This window comes from Nocardioides pyridinolyticus (assembly GCF_054653575.1).
In genome coordinates this window covers 38,986-61,483 of sequence record NZ_BAAIFY010000001.1, presented here as the reverse complement: position 1 = coordinate 61,483, position 22,498 = coordinate 38,986, and the positions used below count along the sequence as shown (strand labels likewise).

Genomic DNA, 22,498 nt, shown 5'->3' with positions numbered 1-22,498 from the left:
GTGCTCATTGTGCCGACCGGGCGTACGCCGCCGGCGGGACACCCAGGAGCCGGCGGAAGTGCCGGGTCAGGTGGGCCTGGTCGTGGAAGCCCACCGCGACCGCCACGTCGGCGGCCCGCTCCCCGGCGAGCAGCAGCCGGCGGGCCCGGTCCAGGCGCCGGCCGGTGAGGTAGCGGTGCGGCGGGATCCCGAACTCCGCGCCGAACGAGCGCACGAGGTGCGTGGGCGTGACGCCCAGCGCGGCCGCGGCCTCCGGCAGCGACAGGCCGTCGACGACGTGGGCGTCGAGCAGGTCGCGGAGCCGGTGGGCGACCGGGCGGTCCCGCCGCACCGCCGCCGCGGCGCCGGACAGCCGCTGCCGCAGCGCGTCGGCGACCAGGGCGACCCGGACCTCCGCCTCGAACGCGTCGCCGGGGTGGTCGAGGACGTCGTGCAGCGCGCTGACCTCACGGCGCAGCGCCGGCTCCACCCAGCCCGGGTGGTCCACGGCCGCGCCGACCCGGTCGGCGCCGATCAGGCCGGGCTCGAGGTAGACGACGCGCTTGCGGAAGCCGTCGGCCTCCACCGAGCGTCCATCGTGGGGCACGCCGGGCGGCAGCAGCGTCACCCGGTCGCCGAGCGCCCCGTGCTCGTGCCGGTCCAGGCCGTAGCGGACCGTGCCGATGTCGACCAGCAGCACCGTCCAGGTGTCGTGCGTGTGGGACGGGTAGGCGTGGTCCGGGAAGTGGGCGTGCAGCACCTCGGCCACCCCGGCGACCGGCGGCCGCCAGGCGCGGATCGTGGGCTGCGGCGCCATGTCAGGAACGTACAAGACCCGCACGCGCCTGACCGGGGATCGTCCCGGCATGGGCTTCGACACCAAGATCGCCGTGCTGGTCCGCGACGACCTCGCCACCTGGCAGCGGCTGAACATGACCGCGTTCCTCGTCAGCGGCGTCGCGCACCAGTGGCCGCAGCTGATCGGCGAGCCGTACGCCGACGCCGACGGCACGCCGTACCTCGCGATGCTCGGCCAGCCGGTGATGGTGTTCGAGGCCGACGCGGCCACCCTCAAGGCCGCGCACGAGCGGGCGCTGCGCCGGGAGATGACCGTCGGCGTCTTCACCTCCGACCTGTTCCGGACCGGCAACGACGACGACAACCGGGCCGCGGTCGCGGCCGTCCGGCGCGACGACCTCGACCTGGCCGGGCTGGCGCTGCACGGCCCCAAGAACGCCGTCGACAAGGTCGTCAAGGGCGCCCGGATGCACCCCTAGCCGCAGTGAGGCCGCAGAGCACGGCTCAGGACGACCGCGGTGGCGCCGTCGCGGTAGTAGCGGCGGCGCCGGTCGACCTCGACGAACCCGCGCGCTGCGTAGAAGGCCAGCGCGCCGGCGTTGTCCTCCCGGACCTCGAGGAGCAGCCGGTCGGCGCTCGCCGCCCGGGACACCTCCACGACCGCGTCGAGCAGCGCGGTCGCGAGGCCGTGTCGGCGCTGCTCGGGGGCGACCGCGATCCGCTGGAGCTCGGCGATGTCACCGGCGACGCTCGCGACCGCGTGGCCGACGACGAGCTCGTCCTGCTCGGCCACGAGGTAGTGGATCGTCGGCAGGGCGCCGCGGATGCCCTCCTCGACCAGGGCCGCGGACCAGGCGTCGTCGCCCAGGCACTCCTGCTCGAGGGCCGCGACCGCGCCGACGTCCGCGGCCGCGGCGGGCCGGATGGTCACGACACGCGCTTCGGGGCGTGCGGCGCCTCGGCGTCGGGGCGCCGCAGGTAGAGCGGCTCCGGGTCGTGCAGCTCGACCCGCTCCTCCGCGACGGCGCGGGCGAGCCAGCCGGCACTCGGGGCGGCCGGGCCAACCCGGCGCGGGAACGCCTCGGGATAGAGCTCGGCGCCAGGACCGACGGCCGGGGCGTCGGTGGCCAGCTCGGCCGGCCGGTCGACGAGCGGGCCGTCCAGGCGCGCGCCGCCGGCGTCGTACCGGGCGAGGTAGACCTCCTTGCGGCGCGCGTCGGTCGCGACGACGAAGTCGGTGTCCACGGCGCCGGTCGCCACGGCCTCGACGGCGAGGACGTCGAGCGAGCAGACGCCGTACACCGGGAGGTCGAGCGCGAAGGCGAGCGTCCGCGCGGTCACGAGCCCGACCCGCAGGCCGGTGAACGGGCCAGGGCCGACGCCGACCGCGATCGCGGTGAGGTCCTGGCGGACCAGGCCGGTGTCGGTGAGCGCCCGGTCGATGAGCGGGGCGAGCTGCTCGGCGTGCTTCATGGCACGGTCCGCGGTCAGCTCGACGACGACGTCGTCCCCGTCGTGGAGGGCGACGGTGACGAGCGGTGTTGCCGTGTCGAAGGCGAGGAGCACGCGCCGAGGCTAACGCGTTACGGATTTCTGGCCGATCTGTGGATCTTCCGTGGGCGGGCTGTGGATCTCGGATCTCTAGTGTTCTGGTCGTCGGAAGGGAAACACTCCGACACCGAAGGCCGAAGGACCTCAGGGGGATGGCCTCCGGTCAACTCAACATCGGGTGGACCTACCGCACGCGGAGCGTGGGGATCCGCGGCGCGCTGGGGGGAGCGTCAACGGCAGGTCCAGAAGGCCCGTTCCGCGCGCCCGGTCTCCCGGGAAGGCGGAACGGGCCTTCTCCATGTCAGGGGGTCGTCCCGAGCTCCACGACGATGTCGAGGTGGCCCGCGTGCCGCGCGTACTCGGCCAGCACGTGGAAGCAGATCCACTCCAGCGTCGGCGGGTCCGCGGCGAACCGCCCGCCGGGCGACGCGGTCGCGTCAAGCGGGAAGTCGCGCAGCACCGCACGGGTCCGCTCCCCCACCGCTCGCAGCCCGGCGACGAGCTCCCCGACGGTCACCTCCTCGGGCACGTGCCATCGGCCGCCGAGCTCGCTGTCCCACGGCTCGTCGACGGTCCAGTCGCCCCACGGCGCCTCGACCTGCTCGCCGAGGAAGCCCCACACGAACCGCGCTGCTCCATGTGCAGCACGTGGCTGAGCAGCTCGATCGGCGTCCAGCCCGACGGGAGCCTCGTCCGACGCCGCTCGTCCTCACTGAGCCCCAGCACGGCGTCCGCGATGTCCTCACGGACCCAGCCGAGGTACGCCGTCCAGCGGGCCGCGCCCGCAGGCCCGTGCTTGCCCGGCTCGCCGGTGGACCGGGCCACGCGCTTGTCCTCGCTTATGGCGACATCATGTCCGGTCGCGCTCGGGGTACAGCGCGTCCATGCTGTCCCTCACCTACGTCAGCTCTGCCTCACAGGTGCTCGACGTGCCCGACCTCGTCGACCTGCTGGACGCCATCCGGCCACGCAACCAGGAGCGCGGCCTGACCGGCATGCTGCTGCACAGCGGCGGCAACATCATCCAGACCCTCGAGGGGCCGGAGGAGGTGGTGGAGACGACGTTCGCCGGGATCGAGCGGGACACCCGCCACCACGGCGTGCTCGTCCTGCTGCGCGACCAGATCGAGGAGCGGGCCTTCCCCGACTGGTCGATGGACTTCCGCGAGGTCGGCACCGCCGACCTCCAGGGGGTCGCCGGCTACTCCGACTTCATGCGCCGGCCGTTCGGCTCCGGGCTGGGCGACAGCACGCCGACGGCGTACCGGATGCTCGAGCTGTTCCGCGAGAACATGCGGTAGCGCGGTCAGGACTCGTCCGGAGCCGACGTCGGGAACCCGTGCTCGACGCCCCAGGCGACGGCCTGCGCGCGCGTGGTGACCCCGATCTTGCGGTAGATCGACCGGATCAGGGTCTTGACGGTGTTGATCGTGATGAAGAGATCGTCGCCGAGCTCGTCGTTGGACCGGCCGCGGACGATCAGCCCGAGCACGTCGAGCTCGCGCGGCGACAGGTTCACGTCGCGCCCCTGTTGGCGGCGCTGGTCGGCCTGGTTGTCGAGGTCCGCCTGCGAGCCGTCCTCGAGGTAGCCGGCCGCGAAGTCCTCGATCGCCCGGACGAGCTCGTCGGCGTCGGCGCCGAGCGACACCGCCGTGATCGCCCCCATGCCGAGGGCACGCGCGGTGAGGCCCGGCTGGAGCTCCCGGGAGAGCGCCAGCACCCGGCCCGGGTGAGCCTTGACCGCGGTCTCGAGGTCCTTGCCGTCGCCGTGGCTCAGCCGGAGCACGTCGTAGAGGACGACATCGGCCTCGCCGAGGTCGGAGTCCGGCCCGATCTCGACGACGACCACCCGGTCGGCGTACGGCGCCGTCATCCCGAGGACTCCGGCACGCACCATCGCGTGGTCCGTGATCAGCCCGACCCGGACAGGGTCGACAGGCGGCACGGCGGACTGCATGCGTCATCACCTCGGGAGGGTCGCTTCGGTCGAAGGATCGATTCCCTGACAGAAGGATATCCAAACCTGCGCAACACCCCTAGGGGTGAGCGGCGATCAGTTCCCCTCGACGCGGCTGCCGTCCTCGTCCCAGTGCTCGGCGACTGTTCAGGTCCCCCCTCGCTCTGCCGTTAGCCTCCCGCCCATGAGGATGCGACTTGTCATGCCGCTGGCGGCAGCCACCTACCTGCTCAGCGGATGCGGCGGTACCACCGACGCCGGTACGACAGCCGAGGGAGAGCTGACCCTGAAGGACATCTGCCCGAAGGTCGAGTCCGCGCTGCCGGGCGAGATGCAGCCCAAGCCGGCGGCCCTCGAGCGCTTCGCGGCGCAGCTGAACGACCTCCGCGAGCAGGGCGATCGGGAGGCGCAGGACGCTCTCGATCTCCTCATCACGCCCACCGAGGTGTACCTCGATCAGGCAAGCGCCCAGGATCCGGAACTGCCCAACGCCAACCTGGCGTGGCTCGTGGGGATCGACGAACTCGCAGAACGCTGCGAAGCGGCCGGCTCGTCAGCGCTGCAGTAGCCATCACTCCCCGTCGCTCCCGAGATCACGACCCTGCCTTCCGTGTCACGCCATCGTCCTCCCAGTTGAGAGCGTTCTTCTTGCTGGGTTGGACCCTGGGCGGCTCCCCCGGCATCTTCGGGGTGCCGACCAGCTAAGCGCTGTGCAACTGAGCGGCGAAGACGGCGGTGGGACAAGCGTTGTGGGTGAAGTTATCGGGCGAGTTTCAGGCTTGGAGATGACCCACCATGACTGCACCAATCACGACCGTACCGCCGACCAGCACCTGCCCGTCCTGGTGTAGGCCGAGCACCTTCTGCGACCGCGGGGAGCATCTTCCCGACCTGTCGCTGTGGCCGACGATCGAGGCCACTGCGGACCCTGAGTACGACGGCACTCCGAAGCTGGGCACCTACCCGCTCTGGGCCGAGGGTGACAGCCGCCAACCGGCGGTCGCGCTCTATCTGGAGGGCAGCAAGCGCGTCGAGGACGTCACGGTTTCCCTGACGCCCGACGAGGCTCTCGAGCTGGCTGCTCACCTCGTCACCGCAGCGGAGGCGGTGAAGGCGGGATGAGCGCCACGACCCGCGAGAACTACACCAACATCCTCCACGAGACCGAGGTTGACGGCGGCTGGTCCGGCCAGCTCCGCATCGTCGTCGGCAAGGGTCAGAGCGACGAGGTTCTCGTGTTCGTCGACTCAGACCTGCTTGGATCGCGGCGCTTGGTCCTGACGCCCGACGAGGCAGGCGCAGTAGGCCCTGCCCTCACGAAGGCATCGATCAAGGCGACCAGGGCCGACATGGGCGACCCGACCGCGCCCAAGGTTCGCCACCGCTGGGAGGTCGACGTGCTCCCGGAGGCTGATGCGCCGCTGACGCTGTGGATGGACGGTCGGTACGTCGCACACTTGGACTCCCCTGCCGCTGAGGGGCTGGCAGGTCTCCTCCGGACGCGAGTCGACGGACTCAATTCATGATCAAGGCGATCCGCAACAGCGCCGAGTTCCGACAGTCCATTGGGGAGTACGAAGCCGACCTACGCGAGCGCACCAACCAACCGCTCTACAGGCCGTTCGTCGAGCAACGCGAGGCTCTCGCCCAGGCGGTTGACGGACTGGACCTCACCCCCGCCGAGTGGCGCACCCTGCGCTGGTTCCTCGACTGGGACAACACCGCCGACCTCGCGTCGATCATCGCCAAGGCCCGCGCCACCGACATGTCGGTGGCCAGCGTGACCCTCTAACTAAAGGTGGCCTCGACTGGTCATGCCGGACCAGCGAGGCCGTGGAACTAGTCCGTAGGAGGACCAGCACCATGACCACATCATCTACCACTGTTCGCACCGTCAACCTGAACTGCCCGGACTGGTGCGTCGACCATGTCGTCGACTTCGACGCCGGCGACCCGCACGGCGGGACCACGTCGCACTCTTCACGTGCGGTTCTGGTGGAGACCGGCTTGGCGTGTGGTCTCCCTGGCGAGGCCCGAACCTTCGAGGTCAGCATCGAAGCCGCGACCCGAATCTCGGACGGACAGCCGCGCGTGCACTTCGCGGCGGCCGAGCTTCCGGTCTACGTCCGACTCGAGGACAACGGCCGCGGTGAAGCCTGCCTTCGTCCCGAGGAGGCGCGTGAGCTGGCAACCGCCCTGATCACCTCGGCCGAGCAGGTCGAGGCGCGGCTATGACTACGACAGCCGAGAAGCTCGCCGCCGAGGTTGGCGGGTCGGTGGTCGACGCTGGTCAGATCTGGGCTCCGAACGGACTGATCTACGTCGACTGGAACGGGCTGGTCCGAATGAGGCGTCACGTTGACGAGGTCGTGGTTCTCCTCGGACACATCAACGATGGAGTAGCGGACCTCGGGCGTGGCTACAACGAGGCCGTCGCCGCTCGTGCCGACCTTTGCGCTCCGTGGTGCGATCGGCCGGATGGTCACCCGGACGCTTGCCCCGTCGATCGCTCATGCTGGTTGTTCGGCGCGGACGTCGACCTCAGCCTTTACCCGGAGATCGAGTGGTCCGACGACACGATGCGACCGGACCACCTCCAGACCTCGCTGAGGCGACGAATCGGGCATGTCCCCGAGATCTGGGTGTCCTACGAGGGCGAGACGACACGGGACTCGTTCGAGCACCGCTTCGCTAGCTCGGACGCCCGGGCGCTGGCTGCCGAGCTGGTGCGCCTGTCGGAACTCGCGGACACCACGGACGACGACTGATATGGCCGCCACCTACCCGCCCGGCCGCTCCCCACCGAGGCGCCCGCTCCACAAGGGGCGGGCACAGGTGGGGACATGTCCCCACCTGTTCAGGACTGAACACCTGCCCACCTGTCCGAAACCGGACACCTGACCGACAGGCAACCGATGCCCAAGCCCGCAACTGAGCAAAATTGCTCAGTCCCCACCGTCGAGATCGTCGAGGTCTCCCCCGCGACCGCCGAGGAGTGGCTCTCGAAGAACCCGAACAACCGGAACCTGCGCCGCCCAGTGGTCGACTCCTACGCCCGTGACATGTCGGCCGGCCACTGGCACCTCAACGGGGAGACGGTGAAGTTCTCAACCAGCGGTGAGCTGTTCGACGGCCAGCACCGCCTCCACGCAATCGTGGCGTCAGGTGCCACGGTTCCGATGGTCGTGGTTCGCGGACTCTCACCCGACGTGATGCCGACAGTCGACGCCGGTGCCAAGCGGACCTACTCGGACGCGCTGAAGCTCCAGGGAGAGGAGAACACCTCGACCCTCGCCGCAGTCGCCCGTCGGGCCGTGATGTGGGACCGCGGCATGAAGACCAACACGGGCGCGATCAAGCCGACGCCGCTCGAGATGAACGACTTCCTCGAGCGCCACCCCGAAATCCGCGCCTCAGCAGAACTCGCTGCGCGCCTGGCGTCTCGCGAGAGCCTGCCAGCGTCCGTCTACGGGCTCTGCCACTGGCTCTTCGCCCAGACCGACGCCGAGGCAGCGACCTGGTTCCTGATGCGCGTTTCGGATGGCGACGGCATCGCGTCATCGGACCCGATCGCGCAGCTCAGGTCCCGGATCACCCGACTACGCGTGCGCGGCGGGCGGATCAACGAAACAGTCGGCCTGGCCCTCACGATCCGGGCGTGGAACGCACACCGCTCGGGGCAGGCGCGGGCGAAGTTGCAACTGCCGGCCGGCGGGCTGACGAACGAGAACTTTCCGGAGCCGCGGTGACTGCTCGACCTACTGAAGGACGCGACGGATAGCGGACATCTTGATGATGAGACGTGACTCGTCTCCCTCGATCGGCTCAAACTTGTTCCGCGCGTAGAACTCCGCCGCGCGCTCATGCTTGGTGTCAGTCACCAAGAACTTGCCCCCCACTAGGTCTGCCGCCTTCAGGACGGTTTCGAAGACCGCGAGCAGCAGGAGGTCGCCCGCTGGCGGCTTCTTGCCGCGGAGCGCCTCACACATGGCCAGTTTCGCAAGCAGGAGGGCGGGCGCCGACTCGCCTAAGAACGGGTCAGTGGTGACGATTGTCGGCGCGAGGGCGAAGTAGCCCAAGATTTCACTGGACTGATCATCCACCCAGAGGTGAGTCCGATTGAGGCCCTCGCCACCCATGGGCCGTGCGGACCTGTGGAGCCAGCCGTCAAGGCCATCGTCGGCCGAACAGAACGAAACCAGATCGTGCCCCTTGTCGAGGGGCACGACAGACGCAGAGATCAACTGGCAGCGCGCTGCTTAAGCACCAGGTCACGGAGTGCGGACGGCACTTCAGAGGGCCGATCCGGGCCCATCAAGCGATCGAACTGGGAGGGAGGCACGACCACGACCGGCTGGGTGCCCTTTGCGGCCACCTCAGGCGACGACGACTTCTTCCAGAAGCTCACGGCCTACACCTCCGCGTCCAGCCGCTGAGACCGCCTGTGGCCTCAGGTGGGAGATCGACTGTACGAACATCCGCAGTATGTCCTTCTCCGAGAAGGACTACCCATTAATTGTGCCGGAGTACACATCTTGCAACAAATGCTCGCCGTGCGGGCTCCCAAGCATTGGGGAGCGACCGGGAGGGCCACCCGCAGCCTGCCGCCCACTGTTCGAACACATGTTCTACGATCGGACGATGCAGGCGCGCGACGGGAACCACCAGCGCGGCCATTACCCACCCAGGCACGTCTGGGTGAACACGACCGGCGGATCGATGAGCGACGCACCCGGCATCATCCTCGACTGGCGCACCGTTCAGGGTCGTTGGGAGGCATACGTCGTGTGGGCTGACGGCGGCGGCAACATCAAGCCGCGGGCGTACCTCGAGTGGGTGCGCGCGGAGCACGTGCGGCCGATGGACCACTGACCAGCCCTGACATCAGCCACCAATGGAACACGTGGACGATGTCAACTTGCGAACCCCCTGGTCGAGCCTAGAACGAACAGGGGCCCACAACTAGATGTCAGCGTCCTGCTCAGCCCAGTACTCCCGGTCCCGCTCCCTGAGCACGTCCCGAAGATCGCGGAACGCTTCGTAGTCGTCTTCGAACTCCGGTGCTGGATGGCTCATGCCGGCGCCTTGTGGTCGAACCGGCTCCAGAGTGCACGAGCGGCGGCGTACTGCTCGACGTGATGACGCTTGAACCAGAATCGCTTTCGGCCGCCGTTCGTTGAGGCTGGGATCCGGCCGGTGCGGGCCAGTCGCGCCATGTGTTGAGGCGTGCAACCGATGACCAGGGCAGCCGTGCGGGTGTCAAACCAGACGTCACCGTCCTTCGGCGGCCCGAACTCGCGCGATCGACGAGCGATGCGTCCGGCGGCCTGTGCGCGGTCGATCGTGGTCCGGGAGCAGCCGACGATCGCGGCGGCTTCCGCGTGCGTGATCCACTTGGAGTCAGGCTCGGTAGCCATGCAGGGTTGATGCCCCAGGCCAAGGCGTGAGAAACGCGTGAAGCCGGGAGCAGTGGCCCCGGGGGTGGTCTCAGCTGGCCGGTGTGAGTGGAGCGAGCACTGGTGGCTCGTCGTCGGCCATCACCGCATCCGCGGCCGCTGTCGCCAGCGCAATCCGCGACATCCGGGGTTGGGGGTGTAGGTTGGAAGCTAACCACCCTGCCAAGCCAGCTCGTCGAGCTGCAGGTCAGGAACGAAGGGCGGACGCCATGACGGCGTCACCAGGTTCATCTCCCGCACCCACCCCATCGCGCGCTCCGTTGCGGCTACGACTTCGCGACTCGGCAACTGACGGACACGTCGACGGGGCCTGGTGGCCACAGTCCCGTGATCTCCAGACCGAGGCGGCCGACCTCGTCGACCACTTCCCGCACCTGGCAGGACACATCAACCGGATGCTGTTCTCTCGCCCGGACTGGGATGACCCGATCGTCGGCGGACGAGGGACCCGGCGGATCCAGGCACGCCGTGGCCCGGTCAAGGTCGGATCGTTCCCCGCTGACGACACCCACCTCATGGTGCTGACCCTCTCCACCGGCGCCCGGCTGCACCTGCAAGTAATCCCCAGCGAGGCGCACCCAGACGAGGCGGATCGCCAGCTGCAGCAGATCGCCTGGGCATCTCCGGTCAACCATCCTGATGAACTCAGCTGGGCTCAGTGGAACGAAGAGGTCCCCGACTAAGTCCAGAGGTCACCCTCTCCCCCCGCTACTCACGCAGCCAGCGGCCACGGAGAGCTTCCCGGTCAGCACCGGGCCCCGCCCAGCTCCGGTGATGCATCACCCGGTGTAGCAGAATGGCCGGCCTGCCGTCCCTGCGGCGGTCGTCGGCCGGTGACCCCCACGGTTCCTAGCCGGCGATGTTGGACACTAGTCCGCCGATGCTCCAATGGCATTCGCCTTCGGGGTGAACTCCCCGGGCGTGATGCAGCCCGGGGAGTTCACCAGTGGGTTCCGGGCTCACAGTTCGTCCAGGCGGAGTCCTTCCAACGGAAGCACCCCACCCGTGCAGGTGTGGTCTGAGGCAGCCGACAGACGTACCGTCGGTATCAGCTGAGGGTTGCTCAGTGACGCCATTCAAGGCGTTCTTGGTCGAACGCCATCCTGAGGACGCAGGCCATGAGCGACACAGTCCGATCCACCGGCCCGGCACCAGCACAAGCCGTTGCTGTCGTGCACGCTTCCGAAGAGCTTGACCTCGTAACTGCTCCAGCACTGCGGGCAGCACTCCACGAGTGCATCGAGGCCGGGTATCCAATCATCCACGTCGACATGAACGACGTGACGTTTGTGGATTGCAGAGGCATCAGCGTCGCCGTTATGGCCCGCAACGAGGCTGCACTCCGAGGGCTACACCTTCGCATCGTCCGTCCGAGTCCGGCCGCTCGAAGGCTGCTGGAACTCACCCGCCTGGTCGACCTGCTCGCGAGCGCACCCCCTGTGCCGAAGTCTCGACCCGGTCACGGAGAAGCGCGATGACGCGCCAAGACGGGGTCCGATCGCCGAAGGTCGACAACTGGGTCACAGCCCGCGAGCGCATCGAGCAGCTCGAAGCCGCGCTGGAGTCCCGGACGGTCATCGCGCGAGCGCAGGGGATCCTGATGGAGCGCTACGGGGTCGACGCGGACGCGGCGTTCGCGATCCTGAAGCGGACGTCGAACACGATGAACGTCAAGGTCGTCGACATCGCGGCCTCGCTGATCGAGACGCGGCGGCTGCCAGGGGTCATCTCCGACAACCGCTGATCGACCAGGGCACCGGTTTCGGGCCGGCGGCCTTTGGGCACCCCAAGATTGATGCTTCACCGACCTGCGGTCCCGCTCCTCCGAGTCGTCGATGGCTGATCTGATCCGGGTCGTCGTCGTCGATGACGTCGTCGAGGTGCGCCGGATGCTCCGCGCCGCCCTCAGGTTCGGAGGAGGTGGACGGTTCGCGGTGGTCGGCGATGCTGACACGGCCGGCGAGGCTGTCGCGGTGGCCGAACGCCTCCAACCGCAGGTCGTGGTCCTGGACCTCGGCCTGCCGGACATCAGCGGACACCAACTCGTTGTCGCGGATCCGTGAGGCCGCGCCCTACGCCAAGATCGTGATCTTCTCCGGCTCCGCCCCAGACGATCCGGAGGACGAGCAGTGGTTTGCTCGACGCACGGCCGGCTACGTGCTGAAGGACCAGCTCAACACGCTGGTCGACACCCTCGTCACGGTGGCGTCGCCACCCGCGGAAGGGGCGTGGTCGCTCTCGCTGCCTCGGGACCTGGCCGGCCTGGCCATCGCACGTGCGCAAGTCCGCCAGCAGCTGCACGAGTGGTCGCTACCCAAGCTCGTGGACCCGGTGGTGATGATCGCCAGTGAGCTGGCCGGGAACGCCGTCGAACACGCCAGATCAGGCTTCGACCTGCGGCTGGAGATCCGCGGTGGTCGCGTGCTGCGCATCGTTGTCCTCGACCACGGCCAGGGCAATCCCGACCTTCACCCCTTCGACATCGGAGCTGAGCGAGGCCGCGGACTGCACCTGGTGTCACAACTCGCCCAGGCGTGGGGCGTGGAGCCCGTCGAGGACAACGGCAAGAACGTCTGGGCCGAACTCTCGATTGACTGACCCGGGGGGTCAGGGACCAGTGATCACCGTCATGACCGCCCCGCCGACAACCGACACGCTCGCCCCACGCAACGGCGCCGTGCTGCGGAAGCGTTCGGGACGTTGGTGGTGACCCCGCACCTGGTTCGGCGGGCACCGGAATCGGTGCCCGAAGCTTGGGAGACGTCGAAGGTGGTGTCCGTTGCGGTTTTCGAGAGCCATCAGACGTTCACCTTCTCCGGTTCGCAGCACTCGATGAGCGGCTTCCCTGACCCGCAGGAGCAGTCTCGCCACTTCGGCGCGTGGAGTTCAGAGGCCGAATGGCGCAGTCCAGAGCTGGTCTCGCCGAACGTCCTGCGGCTCGACGAGGCAACAGTCGACGAAGAGCTCTCCGGAACCGCATTCGCAGGGCTGTGTGACGGCGTCCGCGAAGCAGCACTCGACAGTGGGTTTTCCGCTATCGCATTCACCGCACGGCAGCCATTGGCCGATCGGGTGCAGCGAGGACATGAACATGCGCTCAAGGGTCTCCGGGTCAGAGTCGTTGAACCGGTGGATGACCTTGGTCGTTGACTCGTCCCGCCGCAGCGTTGTCATCCGTAGAGCGCCCGTGACGTGGACGCGGAGGAATTCTTGCCCGGTGAGCGAGCGCTCTTCCCTGGCGAGCTCGGCCAGGGCGATCCAATCCCCCACGGACTCCGGGAACGGCGCCTGTGGCCGGCCCATCCATGCCTGCCAGAGCTCGGCACGCATGTCATCTGGGAAGCCGGCCTTCGCGAGGCCCTTGATGATCATCTTGAGCCAGTCTGCGGGCGGCCTGAGGCTGTACGGGGTCGGCTGGAGCACGAAGGTCTCTCTGATCCCGGAGGGATTGCGCGGCGTGAACCTGTACGCCGCGAACTCCCCGAGCCGATGGGAGTATCCGACGAGGTACACGCTTCCGCTGCCTTGTTCGGCGCCGGGCGCAGCGAAGAACGAATCGACCGAGCGCTCGAGCCACCGTGGAGCCTCGCTCACCAGTTCGTCGAAAGACGAGGTCTGGATCGCCGCCGAGGGCAGTATCTCCTCCGCTGGACGGACGAAGTTCGGGCTCCCGCTAACCGTCATCAGTGCGTCGAAGTGGTGGAGATGCGTGACCTTGGTCGACGGACGAACCTTGACTGAGGTAGCGGAATACGCGCCCTCGTCGAAGACCACCTCGGCATGATCGCCCTTGCAGGCGATACCTACGAACGTCACGCGGCCACCTCCTCCAGATGGACGGGAAGCCTCGATCCCGCGCGGAACCTGGTGATGGTCGCCTCTCCCCCAGCGGTGACGAGACCGCCGGTGGCGAACTGGCGGGCTCGGACCATCTCCATCATGGGCAGACCGTAGTGCTCGACGGCTGCGGCCGGCATGACGAACTCCCGGTTCGACAGCAACGCCGGGATCATGTCGTCAGTCGGACCACCAGGACCGAGCACCAGCCCGCCCGAGGCGAAGCCGAGGCTGCCCAGTGCGTCGCCGACGCGGTTGACGCTGACGGTGACGACCTTGTCGCGGATCTGAGCGAGCTCGGACCGGACGGCGCCGAGCTTCGACATCGCGCCGAAGGTGTCGGCGTCCACCGTCGGCATCGCCGTCTTGCCGTCGAGCATCCGCAGGAAGGCGTTGGTCTCGTCGACCTTGCCCTTGGCGCGCTTATTGTCGGCACCGATCTTGGGCTCGACCTTGATGCCGGCAACGCGGAACAGATCTTCGAGCGTGCCGTCCGTCTTGACGCGGAACTCACGGTCGTCGGCCCCGATCTTCGGCTCGGCCTTCTTCTTACCGACCTTGTCCACGGTCAGGCCGATCGCGTCTAGCCTGTCGATGACCTTCTCGACTTCGCGCGCGGCCTCCGGGGACGCCTTGCCGAGCTGGATCAAGTCGCGCCGGGCGTTCTGGAGGAAGTTGGTCCGCGCCTCGTCGTTCTTCATCTGGGAGGCGACCTGGGCCAGCGACGTGGCGGTGGCGTCGAGCAGGTCGAGGTTGTTCCGACCGGCCTGGGTGTCCCGGTCCCATGCGCCGGCACGGTTCTTGAGCGCCTTCGAGAGGTCGTCGATGGACTGCTCGTAGTTCCGCACGGCGGCGCGGTGGTCGAGCCAGCCCTCCAGCACTGAGAGCGCCGTGGAGAGTGCCTGGGCGTCACCGGCCGCGACTCGGATCTGACGTCCGGTCACGCCGATAGCGTCGCCGTAGAGCCGCGCGAACGTGCGGCCGGTGGCCATCCGGGTCTGGAGGTCAATGAGCTTGTCTTCGGCCTCCGCGGTGCCACCGGAGAGCCACGTCGTCAGGGCGTTCATGTCGCCCTTGATGGTTTCGAGGAAGCCCTCCCCGCCGCGGTCCATGGACCAGAACTGGTCCATGTCCTTCTTGGTCTCGCGCAGCTCATCGCGCAGCTCGCGATACCGCTGACGGACCTCGGGGATCGTGCCGGAAGCTAGCGCCAGGTTAGCGTTGTCGATCGCGGTCTCGAGGTCGTTGTTCGCGGCGGCGAGGTCCATCGTCAGACCCACTGCGGCGCCGGCTGCGGCGCCCCACGGGCCGGCCATCGTGCCGGCGATACCGAGCATGGCGGTGTTGGACAGGCCGGCCTTGTCGTCAACATCCGTCATGGCGACCGCGACCATGCCGAGCCCGGCGGCTGCCGTCTTCGCGTAGGACGCGATCTGGTTCATCCGGCCAATACCGCTCTGCGACAGGGCCAGTTTCTCGGTCGCCGTGGTCGCCAGAGCGGCGGCGCGGGAGTAGACCGAGAACGCAGCAGTGGCCGTGAACAGCCACGGGCCAAGCTGCGAGTCGGCGACCAGCCCGAGTGCCTTGACCAGCGCCGTGAGCACGGGCAGAACGATGTCACCGACCGGGGCGGCGGCCTTGGCGATCGAGGCGAGCGTTTGGGCGATGGCGCCGATGAGGTCGAGTGCCTTCGGTCCGGACTGCGACACATAGGCCAGGAACTCCTGGAAGCCTTGGTTCTGGTCGAGGCCGGCCGTCCACTCAGCGAAGCGTCGGGACAGGTTCTCGAGCCCGCCAGCGAACTGGTTGGTGAGCGGCGCGACGTCGGCGAGCATCTGCGCGAAGCCGGTGGCGAAGTTGCCCAGCGTGCGGCCCATCGTCTCTAGCGTCGGAGCGGCCTCGCGGTCGAGGTAGTCGAAGAACTCTCGCCACCGCGGGCCCGCCAGATCGGCTCCCCCATCCGCGGCCAGCTCCCCCATCGCGGAGGACATCTCGCGGACGATCCGGCGGACCTGCGGCAGCTTGTCGAGCAGGGAAGTGATGCCCTCCTCAACACCCGGGAGCAACCCCTCACGGGCCGCCATCTGCAGCGACCGGAGCTGCGGCTCAAGGCTGTCGAGGAACTTTACGAAGTGCGCGCCGTCAGGGCCGAGCTTCTGCAGCTCCACCCGCATCGCCTGGAGGTTCTCCGCGGTCGGCTCGGCCTGGTACTTGTTCAGGCTGTCGAGCGCGTCCCCCATGCCGTTGAACGCGAGCACCCCGACGCCGACAGCGCCCGCGAGAGCACCGAGACCGGCGGTCAGGCCAGCCACGGCCGGGATGCCAGCGGCGCCGATCGGTGCCAGGGCCGGCGCGATCATCGCGGCTGTCTGCGCCAGGATGGCGAGCCGGCCAGAGTAGCGGTCGATCTGCTTCCCGCCGCGATCGAACGACTGCCCAAGGCGGTCGTTGTCCCGGCTGAGGCCGACGGCATGGTCGGACAGGGTGTCGAGGTTCCTGTCGAGCAGCGCGGCTGCGGCTGCAGCCTTCGCCATCTTCGTGGAAAAATGATCGTCGAGCTCGAGGATCACCTTTTCTCGGCGGACGGCCACTCAGTGGGCCCCCTTCTTCTTGAGGGCGAGTACCTCGCCCATGACGTCGGTGAATGCGCGGCGGAATGTGGTGCCCGCCAGCACGTTGGCCGCGCCCGGGAAGTCCGGGCCGATCTGTGCGGCCATCTCCTCGTGCGCGCGCATGCCGGCGATGAGCTCGTGGAGAAGTGACTCCGGCATGTCGCGTAGGGCGCGGAGCATGTCGTCGACCCGCTCGTCGAGGCGGGAGATCGGCTGGTTGGTACTCATCGGGCAGCGCCCCCGGCAGCCGTGGCCTTCTGGGCGCGTCGGTAGGCGGCGACTCGGCACGACTCCGAGCACCAGCGGCGCGGATTGCCCTGATGCTTCTGCTTCGGCAGCGGGCCGCCGCAGCCACGGCAGACACGCGCTCGCGAGAGATAGGCGCGCTGGGAAGGAGGCCCAAGAGGCGTCAATCCGGGGCTCGTGGAGCCGCCCTCAGGCGCTACGGGTCCGAGATCCCCAGTCTTGTACTGAGGGTCAGAACCAGCCGCCCCCGGTGGGTACGAGGCCCCCGGGGGCGGGGTGGAGGCCCGGGTCATCCGACGTCTCCGACCGCCAGGCCGTAGCGCTCCATGAGTTCCGCGCGCTGCTCCGGCGCGACCTTCTCGAGCGCGTCCGTGATCGCCGTGCGCATGGTCTCCTCGCGTCGCTCGTGGTCGGCAGCGATTCCCACCGCGGCGTCCGCTCCGATCTCCTGTGCGAGGAGCTTGAGCGGACTGGTGAATGCGTCCTCAACTGCGCTGAGACTGACGCCGTCGCCGGTTAGCAGGAACGTGCCGACGACCTCGACGCCGCTCTCTGTCGCCCGACTGCTGAACACTTGCTGGTAGGAGGCGCTCATACCGCCACCTCGCGAGTCGTGGCGTCGTAGTCCGCCTGTGCCTGCGACAAGAGGTCGACGTGCCGCCTTGCTCGATTGAGGGCGTTGGCGTACGCGTCCTCCCGCCGAACCTGAACGTCGGTGGCGAGCTCACGCGCCTGGACTCGCAGCGCCTCGCGCGAGACACCAGGGTGCTCTTCGATAAGCGCATCCAGGAGCGCGTCCACAAGGCCGTCCGGAAGGCGCGGCAGCGGTCGCTGTGCCTGCTTTAGCTCAGCCTCAGCGACCCTGCGGTCGTGGAGCGCCTTCACAGGAGCCCACGCGGACTCGATAAGACGTGCGGACTGCGGCGCCTTCATCGGACTGATGGAAGCCGCGAGAGCAGCAAGCCGCTGGGCGTCCTCGAACCGAACCTGCGCAGGATCGCGAGGCAGCCGATCCAGCCAAGCCAGCTCTACCGCAGACAGCTCCGCGTCAGAGTCCCGTCGGTACTGCTCCCGCGCCGCGCCGGACTCGGGATGCTCGGGTACCTGACCAGACTTCCGTCCAGTGCGCGTGACCTCCTCAAGGAAGGCGCGCTGTCGGGTGCTCAGCAAGTCCCCTGGCTGCCGGCGCTTGGACAGGTGAAACATGGCCTGCCCGTTTGCGAGGCCGCCCTCCAGCAGCCCCACGATGTCCTTGCTAGTCAGCTTCATGCGCTCTCTCCTCCCGCCAAGCGGGCTACGTACTCGTCGAGTTCCGCGACCCGGATGCGGGAAGATCCGCCGATGCGCACGGGGTGAAGAACCTGTTCCTTGATCAGCCGCTTCACCGTGCTCACCGACACATCCAACATCTGGGCTGCGGTCTCGTACCGCACCAACAACCTCGTCTCAGGACCACCGTCGCTGGTTTGCGCGGATGGCGCATGTGGTGACCCCACCTGACCCCGACTGACCCGAAAACCCAGTTCTGCAAGGAGATCGGCGACTCCGGCCGGCACCTGCCAATGGCTCAATCGATGCCGCTGCTCTTGCCTTCGCAGGGCATCGAGCACGTACATCAAGACCCGCAGATCGTTCGTCTGCGCGCTCACCACGAGCGCCTCCCTCGGCCGGGCAGAATCCGCCCATGAACGTGGCTCTTATCGGCAATCTCTTGATCGCGGTCGCGGGCACCGTGCAGGCCATCCGATGGCTCACTGTCGAAGCCCGCCTTCTCGGAACACTCGACCAGGCCGCGGCGACACGTACCGACCGGTTGGCCGTTCGTCGTCGGCTGGGGCGAGCCAACATCGACTGGACCGTCTGGACGGCGATTGCGCTCGGCGCCTGGTTGATCTTCTTCGCTGAGGCCCTCTGAGCCGACCCACCGCTCCACTGCGAGCAGGTCGTGCGCGTGGCACTCCCACCCGCCCGACGCGGTCAGGTTCGCGAGGTGTCGAGGATCGGCGAGCGTTCCGGCGCCACAGCCAGGGAAGGCACAGTCGAGCCAGACGGATTCGTAGCTCATCGCTCGGCCTCCGCCCTGGTGGCCATGACTTGCGCGATCGTTGAAAGCACGTCCTCGAGCACGGCAGCGTGGTCGTCGCGCGACACCAGCAGCTCGCCCTGGGACTGGAGCAGGGCCTCGCGCACGCGGTCCGCGAGATCCCACATCTGGTGCTGCGGACACCTGCAGGTCTGCTCGGGCTGAGGCCGACGGCTGGCAAGAGGGATGACGTTGGCGCTCATCAGCTGGCCTCCCGGCTTTCCGGCTGCTTGGCGCAGTCGTCGGGGCAGAAGTGCTCGTGCCAGATGCAACCCGTCAGTGGGAAGCGGACCGGGAGTTCGGCGAGCTCTCTCCTTGCTGCCTCCACATGGTTCGACGCGGTCGGCAAGGCGCCTGACGCGGGCGGGTGGTTGCTGTCGTCGGGCGTCCTATAGGTAAGGGTGGCGGAATCGGCCATCCTTGTGACCCACTCGGCCAGCCCGTAAGGATGGCGGTTTTCGCCAGCCGTAACCCTCCCGTTTTTGGGCACCCTTACGACCATCGCCTGCCACATCGGAGGGCGCCCGAAAGTGCCGTCGTGGCACCATTGGAGGTAGCCCTTCCGCTCGAGTGACTGGCGCATTTTGCGGACCCCAGTCGGACTGGTTCCGAGGGCTCCCGCGAGGTAGTCGAGATGGAGCGCGTACTTGCCGTCCGGTCCCATCGACTTCGAGCCGGGACGGAGCCTTCCGTCCACGTACTCGGGCCGGATGGTTGCGACAGTGATCAGGTAGACCTTCTCCCCATAGGTGAGGTCGCCGAAGATCGCGGACTCCAGCACGCGGCGCCTGCGGTCCTTCATTCCTCACCACCGCCGAACGTCTTCACGCGGTAAGGCGTGTGCGTGTAATCGGCCATTGCGGCGACGTCAGCGAGTGCGGCCGAGGAGACCACATAGCCCTTGCCGGACGGCGACCAGCTCGCGTCGTCGATCACGCCGGCCAGCTCGAGGATTCGGCGCACGTTCAGGCCGCGCACGAGAGCCTTCTGGTTGTCGCGGTCCTCGGTGACGTGCAGGACGCTCTCCGGGCCTTTGCGCGCGCCTACCTTGGCCTGTGAGCGCTTGCGGAGCTTCGGTCGGGGGCTGTGCGCCAGGAATCGCTGGGACTGCTCGTAGGCGCCCGTCATGCGGCCACCTCGCTGAGTGCGTCCGCGACCTCGTGGGAGATCCCAACTGGAGAGGCGGAGGCGCGTACCCGGCACGCACGAGCGATCGAGTCCAGCTCGCTCCACTTCGCGCTGAGCTCAGCCGGCGTCAGCAGACCGTGGAAGTCGCCAGGTCGCGGCTTGGCGGCCTCGAACTGCTCCGCGCGGCGCAACCAGTAAGTAGCAGTGGCCTCGGTCAGCGCATCCTGAAGGACCCGCTGGCGGAAGTGATCGATGAACGCTGCGAGCTCGGTCACCGGTCATCACCTCGCAGCACTGTGCGGGCACACCGATTGACGCCGCAGTGGATCGCGAACCGCGCCGCAGTCATGCGCTCATCAAGCGTCAGCGCAAGGCAGCAGCCCGGGTCTGTAGCGAGTGCTACGCTGGCTTCATTCTTGATCGCCGTCGAGATGCTGGCCGCTCGGTTCGCCCCCGGGCGGCTTTCTCGTTCAGGACGCGGCATCGAGACCACCAGCCTCTGCAAGTTCGGTCTCAGCGGCGTCGGCGAGGTCCGATAGTCCTCGCGCCTTGCGGCGGGCTTGGGCCGACTTCAGGGCAAGCCGGGCGAAGTGTGCCTTGCGAAGGTGGGCGGCTCGGATCGGGTCGCCGCCGGCGGCCTCGAGAAACTTCTGATCGAGCGCGGCGCGTGCCGGCGCGGTTCGCGCCGTGCGGTTAGTGGTACGAGCCCACGATTCGTGAGCAGCGATAGAGGCAACGAGACTTCGCTCGGCCGGAATAGAAGCGGACATGCGTCAGCACCTCGAATGAATCAAGGTGCACCGGACGCCCGTCCAATTGGTGCGTGGTCTGGAGACTAGTCTTCCCGGCCCGCCTGCTCCTGGTGGAGCAGTGTTCTACGGAATAGAGTACACCGCTCTTTCGGCGGCGGTCGTTACCTGAGCGCTTCGATGAGCCGAGTCGCGTCCATGCGCTCGAAGTCATTGAGGTGTAAAGGGCACCGGACCCAGAGCGTCCGACGACCGTCGGTGTAGGGGAGGTCGAGAACTTCCTGCACTACGTGAACCCGCTGCTGACGCTTCGCGATCCAAAAAAGATCTCCGGGCCCCCGTTCCTTCCACCAGTTCAGGTTCTCGATCGCCGAGCGGAGGAGGCCGTCGTCTTCGAACTCTGGCGATCCCACCCTGAACAGTTGAACGAGATGGCTCTCTTCGATCCACGGCCGCAGAGCGGTGGCGTCAGACGGTGCCCATGGGATGCGCGACACGAAGAAGGTGCCGTGCTCCGTCACTTGGACCTCCGCCATCTTCGGGGACTTGCCACCGCGATGGGGTGCGTCGCAAGAGATGGTCAGAGCGCGTCGTTCGGTGGGCGTACTCAGGACCAGCTGCCGCCTTCGCTCGACCTCGTCAGCTCGTCGTTGGCGAACGCGAATCGACTCCCGGACTGCCGCCAGTTCGCTGTCATCGATCACACCCGGTCACCCCGCTTCATACGTTGCGCTGCGGCCTTTGCACGCGCGTCTGCGGCCGATGCTCCGTAGCGCTCGAGCATGACATCGGAGGACCAGCCGGCGAGTCGCTTGAGGTCCCGCTCCTGCCCCCCGTTCATCAGGAAGTCGTGCGCCCAGGTGTGCCGGAACCGGTGCGGGTGCAGGTCTGTGATGCCGGCCTGTTCGCCGCGGACCTTCATCCGGTCGCGGGCGCCGTCAGGGCTGAGAGCACCGCGCTGCGTGATGAAAAGGGCGTCGAGGTGCGCCCATCGTTCGCGTGCGCGTACACGGATGTAGCGGTCAAGAGCCCTAGTGGTACGGGCACCGAAGTAGACCGGCCGGACCTTGCGACCCTTGCCCCGCACGACCGCCATGCCCTGGTCGAGGTCAACCCCGTCGACAGTGAGGGCGCAGAGCTCGGAGACACGCAGGCCGGCGTCGAGCAGGACGCGGATCATGGCCTCGTCACGGCGGTCTCGAAAGTCCTTGCCGGCGCACGCCTTCATCAGTGCAGCCAGGTCATCGTCGGACAAGATCGGGACGGGCTTGGAGTTGGGCTCCGGTGGCGAGAGCGTCTTCATCGGGTTCTCGGACAGCTCTTCTTCGTCGACAAGCCAGCCGCAGAAGCGAAAGAGGCCGCGGTAGCGCGTCTTCACGGTGGAGGGTTCATTCACCTCGGCGAGCTGGGCCAGCCACTCGCGGATGGCTGGCCGGTTGAGCTCGTCGACATCGGCTGGTCGGCCTTGTTCCTCGAGCCACTTGGAGAAGAACGTGATCGCCTGGCCGTAGATCGTGATGGTGCGTTCGGACTTGCCTTCGGCGCGGAGGTGGCGGGCGAAGGAGCGGTGGAGGTCGGCGAGGCGGGCTGTCACAGCGTCGTCTCTTGGATCGCCGATGAAATCTCCCGCTGGGCATATCCGACGACCACCGACGACGCGACCGTCTCCGGACGAGCAACGTAGATGTCTTCGTAGTTCGGACCTTCGAGCGGAAAGCGCGAACCCACAAGTGCCCGGACCGCCGGCATGGCCTGATAGTCCACAGGCCCGAGGGCCTGTAACAAACCCGCAAGATTCGCTTCGGCGGCCAGTCGGTCGCCCGTCTCAGGTGCGGCCCCGATCCAGTTCCCGACTTCGCGCATGAGGGCGAGCAAGAGGTCGAGCCGGCACTCACGCTGGGATCTCGTCTTCGCTGCCAGCAACTGCTCTTGAACCGCCGCATCTGCGGCGTCACGGTCACGCTTGCCGAGCCAGAGGGCTCCGATCACAGCTCCGAGGGTCGCGACGGCGCCGGCGATCGTTCCGAGGGCGGCGGCCTTGTCCCATGCCGACACGACGAGAACGCTGACAACGTGACTCATTAGGTGTAGGTTATCAGTTG

At 67.9% G+C, this 22,498-nt stretch carries 38 protein-coding genes; 16 read left to right on the top strand and 22 right to left on the bottom strand.

The annotated features are described in order from the left end of the window. Positions 1-4: 4 nt before the first annotated feature. On the bottom strand, positions 5-796 hold the full coding sequence (locus ACYQ0U_RS00385) for an AraC family transcriptional regulator (protein WP_459968214.1): 792 nt from the start codon (positions 794-796) through the stop codon (positions 5-7). Here ACYQ0U_RS00385 and ACYQ0U_RS00380 point away from each other — a divergent pair. Then, positions 795-1,256 (top strand): DUF2000 family protein, encoded by a 462-nt coding sequence (locus ACYQ0U_RS00380; protein WP_459968212.1) that lies wholly within the window; start codon positions 795-797, stop codon positions 1,254-1,256. The two genes, ACYQ0U_RS00385 and ACYQ0U_RS00380, sit on opposite strands and share 2 nt — an antisense overlap. On the opposite strand, the gene rimI is transcribed toward ACYQ0U_RS00380, so the two are convergent. The 4 genes from rimI to ACYQ0U_RS00360 all read right to left on the bottom strand — a co-directional run bounded on the left by rimI (position 1,253) and on the right by ACYQ0U_RS00360 (position 3,153). Next, positions 1,253-1,708, bottom strand: a complete 456-nt coding sequence (gene rimI / locus ACYQ0U_RS00375) for a ribosomal protein S18-alanine N-acetyltransferase (RefSeq protein WP_459968209.1) — start codon at positions 1,706-1,708, stop codon at positions 1,253-1,255. The genes ACYQ0U_RS00380 and rimI overlap by 4 nt on opposite strands. After that, entirely contained in the window at positions 1,705-2,343 is a 639-nt protein-coding gene (tsaB, locus tag ACYQ0U_RS00370) for a tRNA (adenosine(37)-N6)-threonylcarbamoyltransferase complex dimerization subunit type 1 TsaB (RefSeq protein WP_459968207.1), read from the bottom strand. Before tsaB ends, rimI begins: the two co-directional genes overlap by 4 nt. Positions 2,344-2,629: 286 nt before the next feature. After that, positions 2,630-2,950: a mycothiol transferase gene (locus tag ACYQ0U_RS00365; protein ID WP_459968204.1), complete on the bottom strand. Its 321-nt coding sequence runs from the start codon at positions 2,948-2,950 to the stop codon at positions 2,630-2,632. Continuing rightward, positions 2,842-3,153, bottom strand: a complete 312-nt coding sequence (locus ACYQ0U_RS00360) for a mycothiol transferase (RefSeq protein WP_459968202.1) — start codon at positions 3,151-3,153, stop codon at positions 2,842-2,844. The genes ACYQ0U_RS00365 and ACYQ0U_RS00360 overlap by 109 nt, the downstream gene beginning before the upstream one ends. Before the next feature lie 59 nt (positions 3,154-3,212). Between ACYQ0U_RS00360 and ACYQ0U_RS00355 the strand changes: the two genes are divergently transcribed. Next, on the top strand, positions 3,213-3,629 hold the full coding sequence (locus tag ACYQ0U_RS00355) for a BLUF domain-containing protein (protein WP_459968200.1): 417 nt from the start codon (positions 3,213-3,215) through the stop codon (positions 3,627-3,629). Between the two features lie 5 nt (positions 3,630-3,634). Here the strand turns inward: ACYQ0U_RS00355 and ACYQ0U_RS00350 are convergent, their stop codons facing one another. After that, positions 3,635-4,285 (bottom strand): helix-turn-helix transcriptional regulator, encoded by a 651-nt coding sequence (locus ACYQ0U_RS00350; RefSeq protein WP_459968198.1) that lies wholly within the window; start codon positions 4,283-4,285, stop codon positions 3,635-3,637. Between the two features lie 184 nt (positions 4,286-4,469). Here ACYQ0U_RS00350 and ACYQ0U_RS00345 point away from each other — a divergent pair, with 184 nt between their 5' ends. The 7 genes from ACYQ0U_RS00345 (at position 4,470) to ACYQ0U_RS00315 (ending at position 8,034) form a co-directional block, all read left to right on the top strand. Beyond that, positions 4,470-4,853, top strand: a complete 384-nt coding sequence (locus ACYQ0U_RS00345) for a hypothetical protein (RefSeq protein WP_459968196.1) — start codon at positions 4,470-4,472, stop codon at positions 4,851-4,853. Between the two features lie 227 nt (positions 4,854-5,080). Further along, positions 5,081-5,407 (top strand): hypothetical protein, encoded by a 327-nt coding sequence (locus tag ACYQ0U_RS00340; RefSeq protein ID WP_459968194.1) that lies wholly within the window; start codon positions 5,081-5,083, stop codon positions 5,405-5,407. Continuing rightward, on the top strand, positions 5,404-5,811 hold the full coding sequence (locus ACYQ0U_RS00335) for a hypothetical protein (protein WP_459968192.1): 408 nt from the start codon (positions 5,404-5,406) through the stop codon (positions 5,809-5,811). Before ACYQ0U_RS00340 ends, ACYQ0U_RS00335 begins: the two co-directional genes overlap by 4 nt. Beyond that, on the top strand, positions 5,808-6,077 hold the full coding sequence (locus ACYQ0U_RS00330) for a hypothetical protein (protein WP_459968190.1): 270 nt from the start codon (positions 5,808-5,810) through the stop codon (positions 6,075-6,077). The genes ACYQ0U_RS00335 and ACYQ0U_RS00330 overlap by 4 nt, the downstream gene beginning before the upstream one ends. Before the next feature lie 71 nt (positions 6,078-6,148). Then, entirely contained in the window at positions 6,149-6,520 is a 372-nt protein-coding gene (locus ACYQ0U_RS00325; protein ID WP_459968188.1) for a DUF6907 domain-containing protein, read from the top strand. After that, positions 6,517-7,053: a hypothetical protein gene (locus ACYQ0U_RS00320; RefSeq protein WP_459968185.1), complete on the top strand. Its 537-nt coding sequence runs from the start codon at positions 6,517-6,519 to the stop codon at positions 7,051-7,053. Before ACYQ0U_RS00325 ends, ACYQ0U_RS00320 begins: the two co-directional genes overlap by 4 nt. Positions 7,054-7,200: 147 nt before the next feature. After that, positions 7,201-8,034 carry a hypothetical protein gene (locus ACYQ0U_RS00315; protein ID WP_459968182.1) on the top strand — a complete coding sequence of 278 codons (834 nt, stop codon included), beginning with the start codon at positions 7,201-7,203 and terminating at the stop codon, positions 8,032-8,034. A gap of 9 nt (positions 8,035-8,043) precedes the next feature. On the opposite strand, the gene ACYQ0U_RS00310 is transcribed toward ACYQ0U_RS00315, so the two are convergent. Both ACYQ0U_RS00310 and ACYQ0U_RS00305 read right to left on the bottom strand, forming a co-directional pair. Next, the gene (locus ACYQ0U_RS00310; protein ID WP_459968180.1) at positions 8,044-8,511 is read right to left on the bottom strand and encodes a hypothetical protein; all 468 of its coding nucleotides are present in this window, start codon (positions 8,509-8,511) and stop codon (positions 8,044-8,046) included. 14 nt (positions 8,512-8,525) lie between these two features. Beyond that, a complete protein-coding gene (locus tag ACYQ0U_RS00305; protein WP_459968178.1) occupies positions 8,526-8,693 on the bottom strand; it encodes a hypothetical protein in 168 nt (55 codons plus the stop codon). Between the two features lie 311 nt (positions 8,694-9,004). On the opposite strand from ACYQ0U_RS00305, the gene ACYQ0U_RS00300 reads away from it, so the two are divergent. Next, on the top strand, positions 9,005-9,157 hold the full coding sequence (locus tag ACYQ0U_RS00300) for a hypothetical protein (protein ID WP_459968176.1): 153 nt from the start codon (positions 9,005-9,007) through the stop codon (positions 9,155-9,157). 200 nt (positions 9,158-9,357) lie between these two features. Here ACYQ0U_RS00300 and ACYQ0U_RS00295 read toward each other — a convergent pair whose 3' ends face one another. After that, the gene (locus ACYQ0U_RS00295; RefSeq protein ID WP_459968174.1) at positions 9,358-9,702 is read right to left on the bottom strand and encodes a hypothetical protein; all 345 of its coding nucleotides are present in this window, start codon (positions 9,700-9,702) and stop codon (positions 9,358-9,360) included. A gap of 248 nt (positions 9,703-9,950) precedes the next feature. Between ACYQ0U_RS00295 and ACYQ0U_RS00290 the strand changes: the two genes are divergently transcribed. The 5 genes from ACYQ0U_RS00290 to ACYQ0U_RS00270 all read left to right on the top strand — a co-directional run bounded on the left by ACYQ0U_RS00290 (position 9,951) and on the right by ACYQ0U_RS00270 (position 12,339). Beyond that, positions 9,951-10,424, top strand: coding sequence for a DUF5994 family protein (locus tag ACYQ0U_RS00290; RefSeq protein WP_459968172.1), 474 nt, complete (start codon positions 9,951-9,953; stop codon positions 10,422-10,424). A gap of 435 nt (positions 10,425-10,859) precedes the next feature. After that, positions 10,860-11,219, top strand: a complete 360-nt coding sequence (locus ACYQ0U_RS00285; RefSeq protein WP_459968170.1) for an STAS domain-containing protein — start codon at positions 10,860-10,862, stop codon at positions 11,217-11,219. Beyond that, on the top strand, positions 11,216-11,485 hold the full coding sequence (locus ACYQ0U_RS00280; protein ID WP_459968168.1) for an ANTAR domain-containing protein: 270 nt from the start codon (positions 11,216-11,218) through the stop codon (positions 11,483-11,485). Before ACYQ0U_RS00285 ends, ACYQ0U_RS00280 begins: the two co-directional genes overlap by 4 nt. Positions 11,486-11,576: 91 nt before the next feature. After that, on the top strand, positions 11,577-11,804 hold the full coding sequence (locus tag ACYQ0U_RS00275) for a response regulator (RefSeq protein WP_459968166.1): 228 nt from the start codon (positions 11,577-11,579) through the stop codon (positions 11,802-11,804). A 22-nt stretch (positions 11,805-11,826) separates the two neighbouring features. Continuing rightward, a complete protein-coding gene (locus tag ACYQ0U_RS00270) occupies positions 11,827-12,339 on the top strand; it encodes an ATP-binding protein (RefSeq protein ID WP_459968164.1) in 513 nt (170 codons plus the stop codon). A gap of 288 nt (positions 12,340-12,627) precedes the next feature. On the opposite strand, the gene ACYQ0U_RS00265 is transcribed toward ACYQ0U_RS00270, so the two are convergent. From ACYQ0U_RS00265 to ACYQ0U_RS00240, 6 genes are all read right to left on the bottom strand, one after another. Further along, on the bottom strand, positions 12,628-13,557 hold the full coding sequence (locus ACYQ0U_RS00265; protein ID WP_459968162.1) for a hypothetical protein: 930 nt from the start codon (positions 13,555-13,557) through the stop codon (positions 12,628-12,630). Beyond that, a complete protein-coding gene (locus tag ACYQ0U_RS00260; RefSeq protein WP_459968160.1) occupies positions 13,554-16,169 on the bottom strand; it encodes a hypothetical protein in 2,616 nt (871 codons plus the stop codon). The genes ACYQ0U_RS00265 and ACYQ0U_RS00260 overlap by 4 nt, the downstream gene beginning before the upstream one ends. Continuing rightward, positions 16,170-16,418, bottom strand: coding sequence for a hypothetical protein (locus ACYQ0U_RS00255; RefSeq protein WP_459968158.1), 249 nt, complete (start codon positions 16,416-16,418; stop codon positions 16,170-16,172). Between the two features lie 307 nt (positions 16,419-16,725). Continuing rightward, positions 16,726-17,031 (bottom strand): hypothetical protein, encoded by a 306-nt coding sequence (locus ACYQ0U_RS00250; RefSeq protein ID WP_459968156.1) that lies wholly within the window; start codon positions 17,029-17,031, stop codon positions 16,726-16,728. Continuing rightward, positions 17,028-17,705, bottom strand: coding sequence for a hypothetical protein (locus ACYQ0U_RS00245; RefSeq protein ID WP_459968154.1), 678 nt, complete (start codon positions 17,703-17,705; stop codon positions 17,028-17,030). Before ACYQ0U_RS00245 ends, ACYQ0U_RS00250 begins: the two co-directional genes overlap by 4 nt. Further along, positions 17,702-18,085, bottom strand: a complete 384-nt coding sequence (locus ACYQ0U_RS00240) for a helix-turn-helix domain-containing protein (protein WP_459968152.1) — start codon at positions 18,083-18,085, stop codon at positions 17,702-17,704. Before ACYQ0U_RS00240 ends, ACYQ0U_RS00245 begins: the two co-directional genes overlap by 4 nt. A gap of 35 nt (positions 18,086-18,120) precedes the next feature. On the opposite strand from ACYQ0U_RS00240, the gene ACYQ0U_RS00235 reads away from it, so the two are divergent. Further along, the gene (locus ACYQ0U_RS00235) at positions 18,121-18,351 is read left to right on the top strand and encodes a hypothetical protein (RefSeq protein WP_459968150.1); all 231 of its coding nucleotides are present in this window, start codon (positions 18,121-18,123) and stop codon (positions 18,349-18,351) included. A 146-nt stretch (positions 18,352-18,497) separates the two neighbouring features. On the opposite strand, the gene ACYQ0U_RS00230 is transcribed toward ACYQ0U_RS00235, so the two are convergent. The 7 genes from ACYQ0U_RS00230 to ACYQ0U_RS00200 form a co-directional block, all read right to left on the bottom strand. After that, a complete protein-coding gene (locus tag ACYQ0U_RS00230) occupies positions 18,498-18,722 on the bottom strand; it encodes a hypothetical protein (protein ID WP_459968148.1) in 225 nt (74 codons plus the stop codon). Then, positions 18,722-19,300 carry a hypothetical protein gene (locus tag ACYQ0U_RS00225; protein ID WP_459968146.1) on the bottom strand — a complete coding sequence of 193 codons (579 nt, stop codon included), beginning with the start codon at positions 19,298-19,300 and terminating at the stop codon, positions 18,722-18,724. The genes ACYQ0U_RS00230 and ACYQ0U_RS00225 overlap by 1 nt, the downstream gene beginning before the upstream one ends. Before the next feature lie 17 nt (positions 19,301-19,317). Further along, positions 19,318-19,647: a hypothetical protein gene (locus ACYQ0U_RS00220; RefSeq protein ID WP_459968144.1), complete on the bottom strand. Its 330-nt coding sequence runs from the start codon at positions 19,645-19,647 to the stop codon at positions 19,318-19,320. After that, positions 19,644-19,922 (bottom strand): hypothetical protein, encoded by a 279-nt coding sequence (locus ACYQ0U_RS00215; RefSeq protein WP_459968142.1) that lies wholly within the window; start codon positions 19,920-19,922, stop codon positions 19,644-19,646. The genes ACYQ0U_RS00220 and ACYQ0U_RS00215 overlap by 4 nt, the downstream gene beginning before the upstream one ends. Positions 19,923-20,560: 638 nt before the next feature. Beyond that, the gene (locus ACYQ0U_RS00210) at positions 20,561-20,917 is read right to left on the bottom strand and encodes a hypothetical protein (protein WP_459968140.1); all 357 of its coding nucleotides are present in this window, start codon (positions 20,915-20,917) and stop codon (positions 20,561-20,563) included. A gap of 179 nt (positions 20,918-21,096) precedes the next feature. Next, a complete protein-coding gene (locus ACYQ0U_RS00205) occupies positions 21,097-21,990 on the bottom strand; it encodes a tyrosine-type recombinase/integrase (protein WP_459968138.1) in 894 nt (297 codons plus the stop codon). Continuing rightward, positions 21,987-22,478, bottom strand: coding sequence for a hypothetical protein (locus ACYQ0U_RS00200; protein ID WP_459968136.1), 492 nt, complete (start codon positions 22,476-22,478; stop codon positions 21,987-21,989). The genes ACYQ0U_RS00205 and ACYQ0U_RS00200 overlap by 4 nt, the downstream gene beginning before the upstream one ends. Between the last annotated feature and the right edge of the window lie 20 nt (positions 22,479-22,498).